Genomic DNA, 15,973 nt, shown 5'->3' with positions numbered 1-15,973 from the left:
CTACCCTTCACCCCGTTTTCCCCAACCCATTTTCGTTCTGAGTGTGTGGAAATAGTTGGAATCGTCGAATTCAATCAATTTTATTTTATAATCTGCAGCTTTTATTGATACTGCAGAATCTTTTCCGAGGGATTCGGTAATCTGACCATCAACAGCAAGGTCAATTGTGGAATCTGTTGTTTCGCCCGGGAATGAAATAGATAACGTTTCACCGGCAGGAAAAACTATCGGACGAAAAGTGAGAGAATGCGGACAAATGGGGGACACAACCATCGAGTCTAAGCCGGGCACAACCACCGGTCCGCCGGCAGCAAGCGAGTACGCTGTAGAACCCGTTGGCGTAGCAATAATTAGTCCATCTGCTTTGTAGTTGGCCACAAATAATCCGCCTGCTTCAAGTTGGGCATTTAGCATTCGGACTGACGGCCCATTGTTGATTACAAAATCGTTAAGCGCAAACAAAGTCCGGGATCGAGAGCCATTCGAAACAGAACACTGAAGTACATTCCGCTCGGTTATGCGGTATTTTCCTTGCGCAACCAAATCCAGACGCTGAAACATATCCTTATCAATCACTTCCGCTAAAAATCCAAGTTCACCAAGATGGATTCCAAGAATGGGCGTTCCACGGTCAAAAACAGCGCGAGCCAATGATAGCATGGTACCGTCACCCCCAAGTGAAAGAATGAAGTCCAGCTTTTTAAAATCTTCAGCAGTTTCTATAATAGGACATTCAAACGACACAGATTTCGGTTTATTTTTTTGGATTCGGGTTGTTAGCCACGTTTCCAAACCGGCGCTTTTTCCCCAATTCAAAATTTCGGGAAGCATCTTCCAAACAGCGGCCTTATCTGTATTCGCCCAGATTCCGAATGTTTTTGGTTTTATCAATTCAATTTATCCAATGTTGGTTCTTCATCCGAGGACGATACAAGTTCTTGAATTCTATGTTCCGCATCTTTGAGTTTTCCCTTCAGGGATTCTGCTAATTTCAAACCTTCCTCAAATAAATGAAGGCTATCCTCCAACGATTCGCTTCCCTGTTCAAGTGCCGATACAATTTCATCTAAACGCGTAAAAGATTCTTCAAAGGAAATTTTTTTATTTTGTTTAACCATAGTAGAAGTTACACATCTTCAAAAAGTTATGAAGTCTTTTTTCCTGTTTTCTGTGCAGCCATTCTGCCACCTGCCAGCCGGACTTCAAACCGTTCGTTATCTTTTAATTCATTTGGGTGTTTTAAAATTTTATTTCCGGGAACTGTCATTGCAATGGCATACCCTCGTTCGAGGATACCTTCTGGATTTAGGGCATGCAATTCTTGCATCCTGCCATTGAGCTTGGACATAGATAAAGTGAACCATTCTTGAGACAGTCTGGATAGTTGATGCGTAATCGAATCTACCCATTGAATTTTTTGTGAAAGTTGAACTTTGGGATCTACAATAGATTGACGATTATTAACCCTATCCAAATCTTGCCAGCATATCCGGAGACGATTTCCAATAGATCGATTCATATCAGCTGAAATCATTCCCAATTTTTGAAAAATTTCGTCTGATGATCTGGCAACAACTTCTGCCGCTGTAGATGGCGTCGGAGCTCGAAGGTCGGCGACCATATCGCAAATAGTTGCATCCGTTTCGTGGCCCACTGCCGAAATGATTGGGGTTGTACACTCATAAACTGCTTTGGCAACGGATTCTTCATTAAAAGCCCATAAATCTTCCAAAGAACCCCCTCCCCGTCCGACGATTAAAACATCCGTTAGATTTGATGCATCCAATGCCCGAATTCCTTCTGCGATACTTTCTGCTGCACCAATTCCCTGAACACGTGCATGTTTGACAATGATATTCAGGTAGGGAGCTCTTCGCAATAAAATTTTTAGCATATCTTGGAGGGCAGCCCCCGTTTTAGAGGTAACAATTCCGATTGTTTCCGAATAAACAGGAATCGGAATTTTCAGATCTATATCAAACCACCCTTTTTCTGTGAGCGATTTTTTGAGAGCTTCAAACGCAAGATATAATGTGCCCAAGCCGGCGGGTTCCATCCGTTTAGCAATAAGTTGATACGTACCACGGTTCTCATAAACCGTTAGTTTTCCATTCAAAAGAATCTGCATTCCATTTTCCGGTTTAAATCGAAGGAATTGATTCATTCCCTTAAACATCGCACATCGAATTTCAGCAGATTCATCCTTGAGCGTAAAATATAGATGTCCGGAGCTTGGTTGGCTCAAGTTGGATAATTCTCCTGAGACCCAAAGCGCCGGGAATGCGCCATCCAGCGTCTCTTTTATAAGGGACGTTAGTCCGGAAACACTTAGGGTGGTGTCAGTGGATGGTTCCATAGATGAAACGCGCCCAGGAGGCAGCCCATAATCATAAGTCGCCTCGCCCTGCATTTATAATAGGCTATATTTTCTTTTTCTTATGGCGGTTAGAACGCAGGCGTTTTTTTCGCTTATGCGTATTCATTTTCCGCTTTTTCCGCTTTTTACCACAGGGCATATAGGGGTCCTTTTATTGGGTTAATGATTGGTTAACAACGGTGCGCATCCGTTTGGACGGCTTAAAAGTTGGCACATGTCTTTCGGGGAGATAAATTGCTTCTCCCGTGCCGGGATTCCTTGCTTTTTTGGGCATTCTATGTTTCACACCAAATGTTCCAAATCCCCTTAACTCAACACGTTGGTTCTGAGATAAAGATTCTATGATTGTTGCCATTACACCGTTCATAACAGCTTCAGTTTCAACTTTTGATAAACCGGTTGCTTCCGAAACTGCGTCAACAATATTTTGTTTTGTCATAGTTTTTGCTCCAATTAAATGGTTATCCAATTATCCTTTGATCCATAATACAAGTTTTTGTTTTGGGTGAATGTAATCACCATAATTGATATTATTCCAACGGCGAATGTGGTTAGTTCGAGTGCCATAATCTTCTGCTATTTGACCCAAAGTATCTCCGCGTTTCACCTTGTACACTACTTTGTAATGCCCGGGTGGACCACCATCCACTCCTACTCCGCCTTTAATAGGTACTGTTAATTTTTGACCAATTTGAATTTTATGCCTGTTTCTAATTTTGTTAACGGCGGCAAGATCATGGATGGATACTTTGTACCGAGAGGAAATCGTCCATAAACTTTCCCCGCGTTTTACTTTGTGAATCAAATTTTGCTGCGCAAATTTTTGATCATTCGGTAACGCAGTAAAATTGGCAAAAAATGTTTCCTTTCTACCTTTTGGAATCCGAAGCGAATAGGAGCCTTCAGATGGTGTTGCAGACTGCCTAAGCTCCGGATTAAATAATTTTAATGTCTTTAAGTTTATTCCGGCAGAGCGAGCAATAACTGTCAGGTCTGCACTTTGATTTATTTTCACCAGATCAAATTCAAATGGCTTAATCGAAGATGCATTCGATGAAAAACCATATTGATCCGGCGCCCTTCCAATGATGGCAGCAGCTAAATAATAAGGGAGATAATTTCGTGTTTCCCGCGGAAGAGAATGTAATTGCCAAAAATCAGATGTCTGATGCAAACGAATGGCACGGCGAACGCGACCCTCTCCACAGTTGTACGCTGCCATGGCGAGATACCAATGATCAAATTCTTGATACAGTCCTTTTAAGAAATCTGCAGCGGCGTGCGTGGATTTTATCGGATCTCTTCTTTCATCAACATACCAAGTTCTTTTCAGTCCAAAACTTTTCCCGGTGGAATAAATAAATTGCCAAATGCCAGCGGCATTTGCTTTCGAATAAGCACGAGGATTGAGTCCAGACTCAATCATCGCAAGGAAAATGAGTTCTTGCGGCATGTCTTCTTCCCGAAGAATTTCGCCAATCAATTCACCATATTCAATATATCGGTTCAGCCAAATCTGAAATTGTTTTTTCCCTTTTGTCTGGAAAAACTCAATGAATTGGTCAACTTGTTTATTTCGTACAAGAGGAATATGTCCATCACGGTCATCAATAACTGTGAATTGACTAGAACCCATTTCAACTTCAAGTGGTTCCACAAATTCGGTAATATTGTTTCTCAGCTTTTCTGCCGTAATGGATGCATCTGTTACTTCAAGCGTTTCAAATCTATGCGTATATAAATCCATCAGCGATTGTTCATAGCGATCGAATTCCTCACGGTCTTGAGGTCTCATTTCCCCAAATTGATCTGCTTCTGCAAGTAATTCAAAAATACGATCCAACGAATACAAAACCTCTAATGTATCCTTATTAACGTCCGCAATCATCGCTTCAGCAAGCAATACTTTTACATCTCTGAGAAGAAGTGGAAGCCGATTGCCCGTTTCATTGATTCCATTTACGGGAGTGGCTTTTTGGGCGACAGCGGTTAAAATAGTTGCACCTACCCCGTTGGAACCAACGGATCCTTTAACATCTTGTGCCGGCGTCCAATCTAAGATGGGACAAAACACAATGATAATCGATATAATTCGTAACATCAATAACTTACAGGCTTTTCGGGTGGCGAAGTTATACGGAACCTCATGGGGTGTCAAGCCTTTTCATCTAAAGTGTCTTCTATTATTTTTGTGGTACTGAATCCTTCCACTAGCGGAATAATCAAAATCTTCCCACCATTCTTTTTAACATCCTGTGCTCCTACAATTGATTCTTCAGTATAATCACCTCCCTTAACGAGAACATCCGGCTTCAGTTCCCGAATCAAACCCAGAGGTGTATCTTTTTCGAATATCACCACTCCATTCACACTATCCAATGCATCCAAGGATGCTGAACGTTTCTGATCCGAATTGATTGGACGATTCGGTCCCTTTAATCGACGTACCGAAGCATCACTGTTTAACCCAACGATAAGACGGTCGCCTTCTTTGGAAGCTTGATTTAGAAGTGTTAAATGTCCTTGATGAAGGATATCAAAACATCCGTTTGTAAACACCACTTTCAGACCACTTTCCTGCCAGTCTCGAACTTGGGAACTTGCCTCAGCTCGCGTCCAAACAGTCATGCTTTTTCAATGGACACACAATACAATGACGCGGATGGCAAAATTCCTCATCCATCTTTTTCAAACCCTGTAACACCTTAATAGATTTGAGCTGTTTTGAAGACAACACATGAGAAAATCGTTTGGAATATTTTCCATAAGAATAGGGAAGTGTTAATACCATCCATTCGGATTTCCAATAGGATAGACCTACAAATTTCCCTTCATAAATCGCCTCTGCCGCCATCGCGGGGAAAAAAACATTTGCCATCAGTTCTGCTCGGATTCCACTACCAGAAACATCCGAAAGAGCCGTTTTCATGGTCCTAAAATATTGCTTTGGGTCAGACCAATATTCATCAGACCATTTGGAAATAAAATGAACCAATGCTTCGGCTAATTCCACCCGTTTTTTCGGGCGATGCGAAGGACGCATTCCAAGGACTTTCCAAGGCATTTTAAAATATGATTGTTTAAATCGTTCGAATATTTCGAAATCAATGCGGTTGGCAAGGCAGACAAATGAATCTTCATTACCACCTTTCCCAAGCATTTTGAAGCTCGAAACCAACAATAACCGACGCCAATCATTGCTGTTATTGCGGTTTTTGCAAAAGGATTGAACAAGTTCGGACCATCGAATTTGTGCAAAATTTGATAGTACTTTTCCCGGATCGCCTACTGCATTTCTTAAGGTGCAATCTGGTTTTTTGGATTGAGGGACTTCTAAGATTGCAACACAACCCGGAAGCAATGCAATTCCGTTTGATTGATTCCCTAATACATGAAGAAGGATGTGATCGTATTTCGGATTGTGCTGGTGCCCATGGTAAAACCAATCTTCCGCTTTTAAATGGAATTCGACATTCCCTTGTTGAATACTTCCATGAATAAGCAACCTTGCATTTAAAACATCCGGACCTTCATTTCGATTTAATATTCCATGATTAATGAGGGTCAAATGATCCCCTGTTGATGTAATTATTGTCGTGCCCGGCAATAGAGCAAACCATGCCTGTTCCAAAGATCGTTCGCTTTGGAATCCGGAGTCAGAAATGCACAATGACCTTTGTAATTCTACAGGATAATACATCATCTAATTTAAGTTCCGTTCTCTATAAGAGATTGGACTGATTCCCGAACTTTTACGGCAAATTCTTTTCGGGTATCAAATGAAAATTGTGCAGGATCAATCGGTGGGCCAAATCGAAGTTCCACCGGTTTTCGTTTAATGTTGTAGGATCCTTTTTTGTTCGCATCAGCCGTCCCACAAAATGCCATAGGAATCACGGGAATCCCTGTACCAATTGCCAACATAAGACCGCCTCCTTTAAACTGTTTTAACTCCCCATCAACCGATCGGGTCCCCTCCGGGAAAATGAGAACAGACCTCGGAAAAGTTATGAGAGATGCCTGTGCTTCCCGGATAGATTCCATAGATTTTTTTCTGTTTTTTCTGTCCACAAAAATATGACCCGCCATTGTCATTCCCCAACCCATGATTGGAATTTTTCTTAATTCGATTTTAGAAACTGGAACTAATGTTTTCGGGATAACTGCAAAGGCTAAGGGAATATCTAAGGACGATTCGTGATTGCCTGCAAAAATGTATTCTTGATCTAGCTGAATATGGGATAAACCCCTTGTAGAATAATGAATACGGGAGACCATCATAATCGTTTTTCCCCACCATCTGGCAACATGCCCCATAAAACCGCCTTTATTTTTTTCAAATAGGGAACCAATTAATCCGACGCTTCCAAACAGCCCAGTCCATACACCGACATTCAATATAAGCCAACCTTGGCGGATCACTTAGCTAATGACCTCTTTTCCCATGTACGAAATTAGCGCATCAGGAAGTTGCACGGTACCATCCTCAGTTTGATAGGTCTCCAACAATGCAACCATGAGTCGGGGAGTCGCAACTCCGGAACCATTCAATGTATGTAAATAATCTACCTTATTATCAGAGGATCGCCTATAGCGGATATTTCCCCGGCGAGCCTGGAACGACTCAAAATTGCTACAGGATGAAACCTCTAGCCACCGATTTTCACCGGGTGCCCAAATTTCTATATCATAACATTTTGCTGCAGAAAAACTGAGATCTCCTGTGCACAATTCAACCACTCTATAATGAAGATTGAGAGTCTGCAAAACAGATTCCGCTTGAAGTGTGAGGGATTCAAGTTCATTATAGCTGGTTTCAGGTAACACAAATTTGACAAGTTCTACCTTATTAAATTGGTGTACCCGTAACAAACCACGGGTATCTTTACCGTACGAACCGGCTTCACGGCGAAAACAAGCAGAGTATGCTTTATAATATTTCGGAAGACTCTCTTCCTCCAAAATTTCATCCTTATGAATATTAGTCAAAGGGACTTCGGCTGTTGGAATTAGCCATAAGTTACCATCTTCGGTTGTGTACATATCATCGGCAAATTTGGGAAGTTGCCCGCATGTCATTGGCGCCGATGATTGGGTCAAGAAAGGAGGAAACACCTCAGTATAACCTGACGACTCATGATGGTCTAGCATGAAATTGATTAATGTTCTTTCTAATCGTGCACCTTCGCCCAAATAAAGAGGAAATCCAGATCCTGAAATTTTTGCACCTCTATCCATATCAAGGATATTTAAATTTTTCCCAATTTCTAGATGGGTTTGGTATTTTTTATCCGGATCCGGTTTCTTACCCCACTCTCGCACAACTCGGTTTTGACTTGGATCTTTTCCTATGGGTACAGTTTCATCAGGTAAATTGGGGATGTCTATTAGTTGAGTGTTGAGTTCGCTTTTTATTTCTTGAAGGGAAGATTCTAGATGATCAATTTTGGTTCCAAGCGTTTGCATGGCTTGAATGTCTTCCTCAGGATTTTCACCATTTCGTTTTAATTCTGCTATGGTTTCCGAAACTTTATTTTTTTTTGCTCTAAGTCCATCCAGTTTTGTAATAATAGATCGAAGATCTTGATCCAATTTAAGAATCAATTCTAAGTTAATCTTAGCACCTTTGGATTCGAGGCTCTTTTTAACTGCGTCGGGGTTATCCCGTAGAATAGAAATAGGTATCATGGTTAATTGGGTGTTTTAAGAGAAAAGAAAGTAGAGCAGATTGGATATATTTCCAACCGTAGACGTATCTATCATCTACCTTTGCCTGAAAGCATAACCCAAGCAGTATTCAGCAGAATTTTAATGTCAAGATTGAGGGTTAAACTTTCAATATAGAAAAAATCATATTTTAATTTTTCTCTTACATCCTCAATACGCTGGTCGTAAGGATGTTTTATCTGAGCCCAACCAGTGATACCCGGACGCACAGAATGACGCCGGTAATAAAAAGGATATTCCAAAATTAATCGTTCTATAATGGATGGTCTTTCCGGTCGAGGTCCAACCAAACTCATTTCCCCTTTAATCACATTGATGAGCTGAGGGATTTCGTCAAAACGAAATCTACGGAGCCACCGACCGACCGTTGTAATCCGGTTGTCACCTTCCATAGCCCACACAGGACCCGTTTCTGTTTCAGCGTCCTGAACCATAGATCTAAATTTATAAATAGTAAAAAGTTTTTGCTTTTTACCAACCCGCACCTGTTTATATAATATAGTGCCTTTGCTATCAAAAGCAATAGCCATACTGATACCAACCCAAGCGGGAAGAAATAAAAGAAAAGCTGGTATGGCCATAAGAAGATCTAAGAGACGTTTCCCATGTCGATTGTATAAAGTCTCCAGTTCAGGATTAACTTGAATTAATGGGAGACCATATAATTGCTGCGTTCGGGCCATTCCACTAATGGCTTCGTAAAGATCAGGTACAATTTTAATGGATGTCGGTACGCCATTTGCCTGCGTTAAAAGAGACATCAACCTAAAATGATCGGATTTTTCAGGCGCTAAAACAACATGAGCAATTTGATTTTTGACTATAATATTTTTTAGGTCAGCATCGGTTCCAAGAACGTTCCCGAATTCATCTGTATTTTCTTCTTCCTTAATCTGTACAAAGCCAACCAAATCATACCCAAAATCAGGATGTTTTTCAATATCTCTGGCAACTTTTTCTCCTCTCGGATTATGACCAACAATGATCATTTTTTCTAGCCCAATCCCTTTTCTTATCATGGCTTTCTGTAATGATCTACTACTAAATCGCACCAAACTGAAACATAAAATAAAAAATAACCAGTAATTGAGTACCACAGCCGGTTCATAGGGTAGGGTTACGATTTGCACCGCTTGAAGAAAAATCATTAAGACAATACAGGAAAATGAAGCAATTATCGCCCGTTGAATTTCACCAAATCGGGATACATCTGATGTAGCCTTATATAAACCAAGAATAAAAAACAAACAAGCCCAAGCAACCGTAATGACAACGAAAATTCCAACTACAAACATCGGATCCAATTGCAATTCCTGGGAAGCAGGAAGAAAAACTATATAAAATGCAAGGATGCCCGCTATAGTATCCGAAATCAGGAACGCCCAAGAAATAATCCACTTGGGGACTCGAATGCGCAATGAATGTACAAATTCAGATGTCATAATTGAATATACTATACCGGAATCAATCTACCGCGTGGTGGCGGTCACATCTGGTGTTGGGGAAACGCTATGCAGACTATCCATGTTTTGGCTCCTGTTTAACTGGAAAAACTGTTAGCGTTTAATTTCGATAATACTCCTTGAGGGTTACCCGAAGTTATGATTTGATTTTTGGTTAATCAAGAAATTCTCTCAATCCCAACCATGTTTTCTATTCCACTCAATGGTCTTCCTAATTCCATCTTCTGTAGATGCGGGTTGCTTAAAACCCAAATTTCGTATTTTCTGTCCATCAAATTGACTTGAAGAACCGAATTTATCTAGGCGAGAAAAAGATAATGAACGAGATCGTTTTTTCATCAATTGCAGTATTCCATATATTGGCAGTAGGCATTTTAATAAAAGTAATGGAACATGTATTACGCTCCTTGATTTCCCGGATGAAGATCGAATAATCGCTACGAGTTCATTCAAGGGAATGGACGGTTCATCTACTAAATTAAATTGACTTATCCCGGGAGAAAAGTGATCTAAAAGAAATAAACAGGAAGCGACAACATTCTCTACATAAACAACAGATTTATGATGTTTACCATCACCAGGCATAATAAACATTCCTGTAGATGCTTGTTTTATTAAACGATAAATATTCGCTCGGTTATCCGGGCCGTACACAGCTGTTGGCCTTACTATCAATCCCGATCGGCCAGCTGATTCATTCGACCAATTTAGAATTATTTTCTCCGCTGCGACCTTGGATTCGCCATATGGATTGATCGGTTTCAATTGCGATTTTTCATCTGCACAAATTTGTTCTCCATAGACTCCTACCGTGCTGAAAAATAATATCTTCTTTACGTGATTTTCTATTGCTGCTTTGGTAATATGGCTGGTACCCAATTCATTTACACGAAAGTAATCTTTAACTGAAGGACCTTCATCTTTATGTTCTGCTGCAAGATGAATAATTAAATCTGTATCTGAGGGAATAGATTCAGTTAAATGCTCATAATCAAGAATATCTCCTTTGATGACGTTATTCTTTTTTGTTTTGCCTGATAGATTGGTATCAAACCCAGTCACCTGATGATTTAAATCTACCAATGCCTTACAAAGTTGACGGCCAATAAACCCCGCACTTCCTGTAATGAAAATGTTCATCGTTTGAATGTAAACCTAACAATCAATTCCATATACAGCCGAAGTAGAAGTAATAACCGGGCCATCTCCGAATTCCTTTTCAACCAATGTTCTTCCTTGTTTCCCCATCTTCTCTCTTAAAATTTGATCCTGCCCAAGATGAATCATTGCCTTAACCAATGCTTCCACGGAATTCGGTGGAATTAGCAATCCGTTATAGTGATCAATCACAATTTCACGGCATCCTGCAATATTGGTTGTAATAATCGGTTTCGTTAAAGCAGCAGCTTCAATTAGAGATTTTGGAACTCCTTCTCCATAATATGTTGGAAGGACCACAACATGGGACCCAGCAATCCATGGACGTATATCCTCAACATGATTTACCCAATGAATAAAGTCATGAGTTTGAAATTGTACAAGCCACGATTTTGGAACCTCATTTGGGCTACCGGTTTCAATTCCGCCAATTAAATGAAATCTAGCATTGGGAATATGAGTTTTTACTAATTCTGCGGCAGACACAAATTCTTGGACTCCCTTATCCCAAAGCATTCTACAAAACATAATAAAATGAATTGAATGATTATCCAATTCAGATGGTGGTTTAAGCCCATCTAATAGGAAAGATTCCAAGTCAACGCCTGATCCTCTAATTAAATGTATTTTCGTTGTTTGAATTCTTGAAAACGATTGAAATAGTTTTTCATCATCTGGATTCTGTAAAATGACATCTACTCGGGATGAAGTCAATACGCTCCTATACACCGTTTCCACAATTTTTCTTAATCGGCTACCGCTGGTAAAAATATAGCCAAGCCCAGTTATGGAATTCACAATTTTTGGGATGCCGGCTAAACGCGCTGCTATCGTCCCTAAAATAACGGGTTTGATGGTAAATAAATGAATAACATCTGGTTTCTCACGCTTGAAAATTTTGTAATACGACTTTACGGTAGCCCATGCGTGAAGTGGACTGAAACCATATCTGTCAATTGGTAATCCAATATATTTTATTCCGGGCATTTTAATTTTCCAATAGTACGCATCTTGAGGTGCAACTAATATGACATCCCAACCGCGAGATACCATGGATTCAATCAATTTTTTTCTAAAATTATAGAGATACCAAGAAGTGTTTGCCGAAAATATTATTTTCACTTATCTAACAATCATTAAGAATGAAATGGGATCAACTTTCTTATCGTTTTTTTGGTGAATAAGCATCTTATATCAGAATTAGTTTTTTATAATTTCAATGAGTTCTGTTGTTGAAATAGATGGGGTTCTTTCTAAATAAACAACATGACATAACGATTTGAATTCATCAAATTTCCCTTCCCAGTCATTTCCCATCACGAGGATATCTGCATTATATTTTTTAATATATTCTCCCTTTAATTCTAATGATTCCTCCTTAAATACTTCATCAACCACTTGTAAAGCACTAAGAATCCGCAATCTGTTTTCCTCCGAACAAACTGGGTATTTTTGTTTTTTATTGTAATTCAATTGATCGGTTGAAACACCTACAATTAAATAATTTCCTTCAGTCCTTGCTCGCTCCAGAATGTTTAAATGACCTACATGAAATAAATCAAAGGTCCCAAATGTTATAACTTTTTTCATTTATCAGTTGATAATGTATTCATTGCAGAAAGACTATGCACTTTCTTTATTTTATCTCTAAAATTCATTTTATTCGGTTAGGATAATTTTACATTTTTGGAAATTATTTTGTTTAACCACTTGAAGACTTATCTAATATCAAGCAAACTTAATTGTTTCCTATTTAATTTAGAGATAATAATATCTCTTCTTCATATGACAATATCCTTAAAAATGAGATATTCGTTTGAAAAATAATACGAAGGAAAGAATAAAATTGAACCAACCACAAATAGCACACAATTCATCAATATAAAAGATGCAAAATAAACCTCAATTTTATTTACCAATGGGCAGATTTTTCGACTCATTAATTTCATATTTAAATAGTTCATATAGACTGAAATATTTTCCAAATATCTGGAATCCAAAAAAAATGAATGAAATTCTTCTCTCAGAAAAAATATTTAATTATAATTTTTACTCAAAACAAGGAAGGGTAACTGATAAAGAGGATATTCAGGATTGGATTCTTGAACTTGGGTTAGGTCAATATCTAAATGAAACCGTGATTGTTGTTAATGAACCAAATGAGCTCTTAGGAAAAAAATTCGATATGGATGTTATTATTAAACCTACTCATTCAAGCGGATATATAAAAATAATTCCAAAAGACCAAATCCTAAACTCTAGCGATATTAAAGAAATGAGTGATTGGCTTTTAGAAGATTATTATATTCGTAGCAGAGAACCAAATTACAAAGGATTAAAAAGAAAAATTATCGTGGAAAAAATGTTATATAATGTGAACAAAGAACCGGTAAGAGATTATAAATACTTTTGTAGTAGCGGAAGAGTAAAAGCCATTCAACTTGATCTTGGGAGATTCAAAAACCATACTCGGCAATTATACACTAAAGATTGGAAACTTTTAAATATTTCTATGGGTTACCCACATGACGAACGCCAAATTGAAACACCAGAATGCCTATCAGAAATGATTTCAATTTCTGAAAAAATATCCGAAAATATTAAATATTGCAGGGTTGATCTTTATGTGCAAAATAATAATAAAATATTCTTTGGTGAATTAACTTTTTTCCCAGGAAATTGTGCAGAGCGGTTTTCCCCACCTGAGGGGGATCGACTTATGGGGAATTTTTTGCTAAATCAATAATACCAACTTCTTAGAAAGAATAATTTCATTCGAATAACACCTTTTCTTTTATCAAAATTTTTCCCAGCAGTATGGCGCCCACAAAGTTTCTAAATAGCCAAGCAACAATGCATCCCATTATAATCCCTACAAGACCATGTTTGGCAACCAGTATAAATGATAGAACAAACAATAATAATAATGAAAATAATATTGTTCCCAAAAATAATTTTAAGCTCCTTTCACTGCTGAGGCCTCCAAGAGAAAATTCGATAAGATTGTGGTAATATTGCATTAATCCTAAAACAATGGAAAGTTGAAGTAACTGATTAAATCCGGAATATTTTCCGTCAAATAATATTGTGTTCAATTGTTCAATGCTTAGAAATGCAAAAATTATTAAAAAAACGGGAATGATGAAAAAATATAATAAAAATTCGATAAGTTGGATTCTTTTCCCTTGGGCTAAATGTGGCATTAATACATTGCCTATTGTGGTACCGGCAAGATTGAAGACGGTAAGAGCTACCAAAGAAACTCCAGTATAAATTCCAACCGAAACTGTCCCTAAAGTCATGGATACAATGAGTTTGTCCATTTGTGTCATCAAAATAGTAATAATGTTGATGACAAATAATGTAGAACCATAATCGAAAATCTTTTTTAACCGGACTGAATTTTTACCAACTTGAATATTTCGATCTATAAATTTCGCAATCACAAACATAACGACAAATGACAAGAAAAAGAGTATTAATACAAATTCCAATTGAAGCTCAAACCAAATTGCTGCTACCACAAGAAAAATGAAAAATATGTACCGCCATACAATAGATGTGAATTGACCTAAAACCATTTTTCGCATGATCCGCAGGATGGAATTAGTTATTAGGGATCGAGCGAATAACCATGCCGCGATTCCCAACAACATCGACTCGATGAAAGAAAATGGATATATTCTTTGAATTACTAAAACAGCCAATAATAAAACACCAGCAGCAATAAAATCCATCTTTCTGAGAGGCAACTTCCAATTGATGTTAGAAAATTCATTTTCCCGGGAAAACCTTATCAAAGCATTTCCAAACCCAAGGAAAGCAAAAATAGGCAGATAAAACATGACTGACCGGAAAAGTGAAAAAGTCCCAAATGCGTCCTGAGGCAAGGATCTTCCTAAGATAACATTTGCCCCAAAGGAAGCCAATGAACCTAGAATGACTAAAATGGAAGCACCGCCTATATGGTGGATTAATTTAAATTTCATTCCAAATCATTTTTATATTAATAAACTATCATTATTTTGCTTCAATATAATTCTCTGCTGTCGTAACCACAAAACAGCCATAAAAATAAAAGGCATAAATACCATACGATGGCGCATGGCTGTTCCATAATTAGAGTCGATAATGCTGGCCGCAGCAATATTGATTAATGCGAATACTATTAAAAGTATAATACCCAAACGATTGCTATTGTTACTTTTAAATAAGGTTGGTGAATAAAAAACCAGCAGTAAAAAGAATATTGTTCCAACTAGGGCTTCCATTGCACTAGCCATCATTTGAATCGAACCGCTATTCCATAAAAAAGGACCAAATGTAAAATGAATAAATCTTAAGGGGAAGAACCACACCACATCCAATAAATTGGTGAATTCTTGATCGATTAAATAGGCTGCTCCACCTTGGGTTCTCCAATGATGCTGGCTAACCAAGTAGTCCAGAACATCAGAATTTTCCCAACGGGCAATTTCAGATAATATCAGAAAAATACTCCCAACTAAAACTACGGATAAAAAAATAGAGAATAATATATACTGTAATCCGGGTAAGGATATTTGCTTCCATTTAAATCGTAATCTCTGAGCATAACTAAAAGCAATAAATCCAAGAATTATCGCGAAGACCGGTGCATATTGAGGTCTCAAAATTGTTAGCATAGCAACCGGTATAAAAGCAATCCAGAATGATTTTGAGTCGAGATCTTGAATAAACTTCACCCAAAGGTATAGCAAAACCAACAACAATAACCAAATCAGCATATCCCGCATAATCAAGGCTGAATACAAAATATAACTTGGTGTAAATCCGACAATCGTAGCCATTAACAAACAATACTTATTTTTTAAACCAACTAAGGCGGATAGTTTCCAAGTCAAGAATACAGCACCGGTTCCAAAAAGAACATTTAATATCCGAGGTAAAATTGTATCCACTTCATAGAGATAAAAAAGACCTCCAAGCAATGATCCGTAAGCTGGTACCCCGGCAAGCGTTCTAAATGGTAGAGACGAACGGGACCCATCTAAAAAATGTTTTACCTTAATTCCCATGGTCATAAATAATCCTTCATCCCACGTATAAGGTGCAATTTGAAATAATTCCTGCAAAAGAACAACAATCGCACGTAAAGCAAAACTAACAGCAAGGATTGTGCCTAAAGTAGGATTTATTTTAAACCAGGATACGATGAAAATCCCAGCAATAAGAAAAATTGTTATAATTCCAATTACACTTAACATAC

The 15,973-nt window shown here is 38.2% G+C and carries 16 protein-coding genes; 1 reads left to right on the top strand and 15 read right to left on the bottom strand.

Translation table 11 applies throughout. From position 1 onward, the window contains the following. From HOD97_06150 to HOD97_06090, 13 genes are all read right to left on the bottom strand, one after another. Positions 1 to 891 (bottom strand): NAD(+)/NADH kinase, encoded by an 891-nt coding sequence (locus tag HOD97_06150; protein ID MBT4281177.1) that lies wholly within the window; start codon positions 889 to 891, stop codon positions 1 to 3. Beyond that, on the bottom strand, positions 888 to 1,118 hold the full coding sequence (gene xseB, locus HOD97_06145; protein MBT4281176.1) for an exodeoxyribonuclease VII small subunit: 231 nt from the start codon (positions 1,116 to 1,118) through the stop codon (positions 888 to 890). Before xseB ends, HOD97_06150 begins: the two co-directional genes overlap by 4 nt. 26 nt (positions 1,119 to 1,144) lie before the next feature. Then, positions 1,145 to 2,356 (bottom strand): exodeoxyribonuclease VII large subunit, encoded by a 1,212-nt coding sequence (gene xseA / locus HOD97_06140; GenBank protein MBT4281175.1) that lies wholly within the window; start codon positions 2,354 to 2,356, stop codon positions 1,145 to 1,147. 172 nt (positions 2,357 to 2,528) lie between these two features. After that, positions 2,529 to 2,816 (bottom strand): integration host factor subunit beta, encoded by a 288-nt coding sequence (locus HOD97_06135; GenBank protein ID MBT4281174.1) that lies wholly within the window; start codon positions 2,814 to 2,816, stop codon positions 2,529 to 2,531. 30 nt (positions 2,817 to 2,846) lie between these two features. Beyond that, positions 2,847 to 4,478, bottom strand: coding sequence for a LysM peptidoglycan-binding domain-containing protein (locus tag HOD97_06130; protein ID MBT4281173.1), 1,632 nt, complete (start codon positions 4,476 to 4,478; stop codon positions 2,847 to 2,849). A 53-nt stretch (positions 4,479 to 4,531) separates the two neighbouring features. After that, a complete protein-coding gene (gene rfaE2, locus HOD97_06125; protein MBT4281172.1) occupies positions 4,532 to 5,005 on the bottom strand; it encodes a D-glycero-beta-D-manno-heptose 1-phosphate adenylyltransferase in 474 nt (157 codons plus the stop codon). Then, positions 4,983 to 6,080, bottom strand: a complete 1,098-nt coding sequence (locus tag HOD97_06120) for a DUF2851 family protein (protein MBT4281171.1) — start codon at positions 6,078 to 6,080, stop codon at positions 4,983 to 4,985. Before HOD97_06120 ends, rfaE2 begins: the two co-directional genes overlap by 23 nt. A gap of 5 nt (positions 6,081 to 6,085) precedes the next feature. Further along, positions 6,086 to 6,799 carry a 1-acyl-sn-glycerol-3-phosphate acyltransferase gene (locus tag HOD97_06115; GenBank protein ID MBT4281170.1) on the bottom strand — a complete coding sequence of 238 codons (714 nt, stop codon included), beginning with the start codon at positions 6,797 to 6,799 and terminating at the stop codon, positions 6,086 to 6,088. After that, positions 6,800 to 8,065 (bottom strand): serine--tRNA ligase, encoded by a 1,266-nt coding sequence (gene serS, locus HOD97_06110; protein ID MBT4281169.1) that lies wholly within the window; start codon positions 8,063 to 8,065, stop codon positions 6,800 to 6,802. A 71-nt stretch (positions 8,066 to 8,136) separates the two neighbouring features. Beyond that, positions 8,137 to 9,546 carry a sugar transferase gene (locus tag HOD97_06105; GenBank protein ID MBT4281168.1) on the bottom strand — a complete coding sequence of 470 codons (1,410 nt, stop codon included), beginning with the start codon at positions 9,544 to 9,546 and terminating at the stop codon, positions 8,137 to 8,139. A 192-nt stretch (positions 9,547 to 9,738) separates the two neighbouring features. Beyond that, a complete protein-coding gene (locus tag HOD97_06100) occupies positions 9,739 to 10,707 on the bottom strand; it encodes an NAD(P)-dependent oxidoreductase (protein MBT4281167.1) in 969 nt (322 codons plus the stop codon). A gap of 15 nt (positions 10,708 to 10,722) precedes the next feature. Next, positions 10,723 to 11,847, bottom strand: coding sequence for a glycosyltransferase family 4 protein (locus tag HOD97_06095; GenBank protein MBT4281166.1), 1,125 nt, complete (start codon positions 11,845 to 11,847; stop codon positions 10,723 to 10,725). 78 nt (positions 11,848 to 11,925) lie between these two features. Further along, positions 11,926 to 12,315 carry an adenylyltransferase/cytidyltransferase family protein gene (locus tag HOD97_06090; protein MBT4281165.1) on the bottom strand — a complete coding sequence of 130 codons (390 nt, stop codon included), beginning with the start codon at positions 12,313 to 12,315 and terminating at the stop codon, positions 11,926 to 11,928. A 415-nt stretch (positions 12,316 to 12,730) separates the two neighbouring features. Between HOD97_06090 and HOD97_06085 the strand changes: the two genes are divergently transcribed. Next, entirely contained in the window at positions 12,731 to 13,471 is a 741-nt protein-coding gene (locus HOD97_06085; protein ID MBT4281164.1) for a hypothetical protein, read from the top strand. Between the two features lie 25 nt (positions 13,472 to 13,496). Here the strand turns inward: HOD97_06085 and HOD97_06080 are convergent, their stop codons facing one another. Continuing rightward, positions 13,497 to 14,714, bottom strand: a complete 1,218-nt coding sequence (locus HOD97_06080; protein MBT4281163.1) for an oligosaccharide flippase family protein — start codon at positions 14,712 to 14,714, stop codon at positions 13,497 to 13,499. Between the two features lie 12 nt (positions 14,715 to 14,726). Next, positions 14,727 to 15,971, bottom strand: coding sequence for a phospholipid carrier-dependent glycosyltransferase (locus tag HOD97_06075; GenBank protein MBT4281162.1), 1,245 nt, complete (start codon positions 15,969 to 15,971; stop codon positions 14,727 to 14,729). Positions 15,972 to 15,973 lie beyond the last annotated feature (2 nt).

The sequence above is a fragment of the Candidatus Neomarinimicrobiota bacterium genome, assembly GCA_018651745.1.
Taxonomy (GTDB): Bacteria; Fidelibacterota; Marinisomatia; order Marinisomatales; family TCS55; genus JAAZYX01.
The sequence above is the reverse complement of the archived record's forward strand: the minus strand, read 5'-3'. Positions and strand labels throughout refer to the sequence as shown.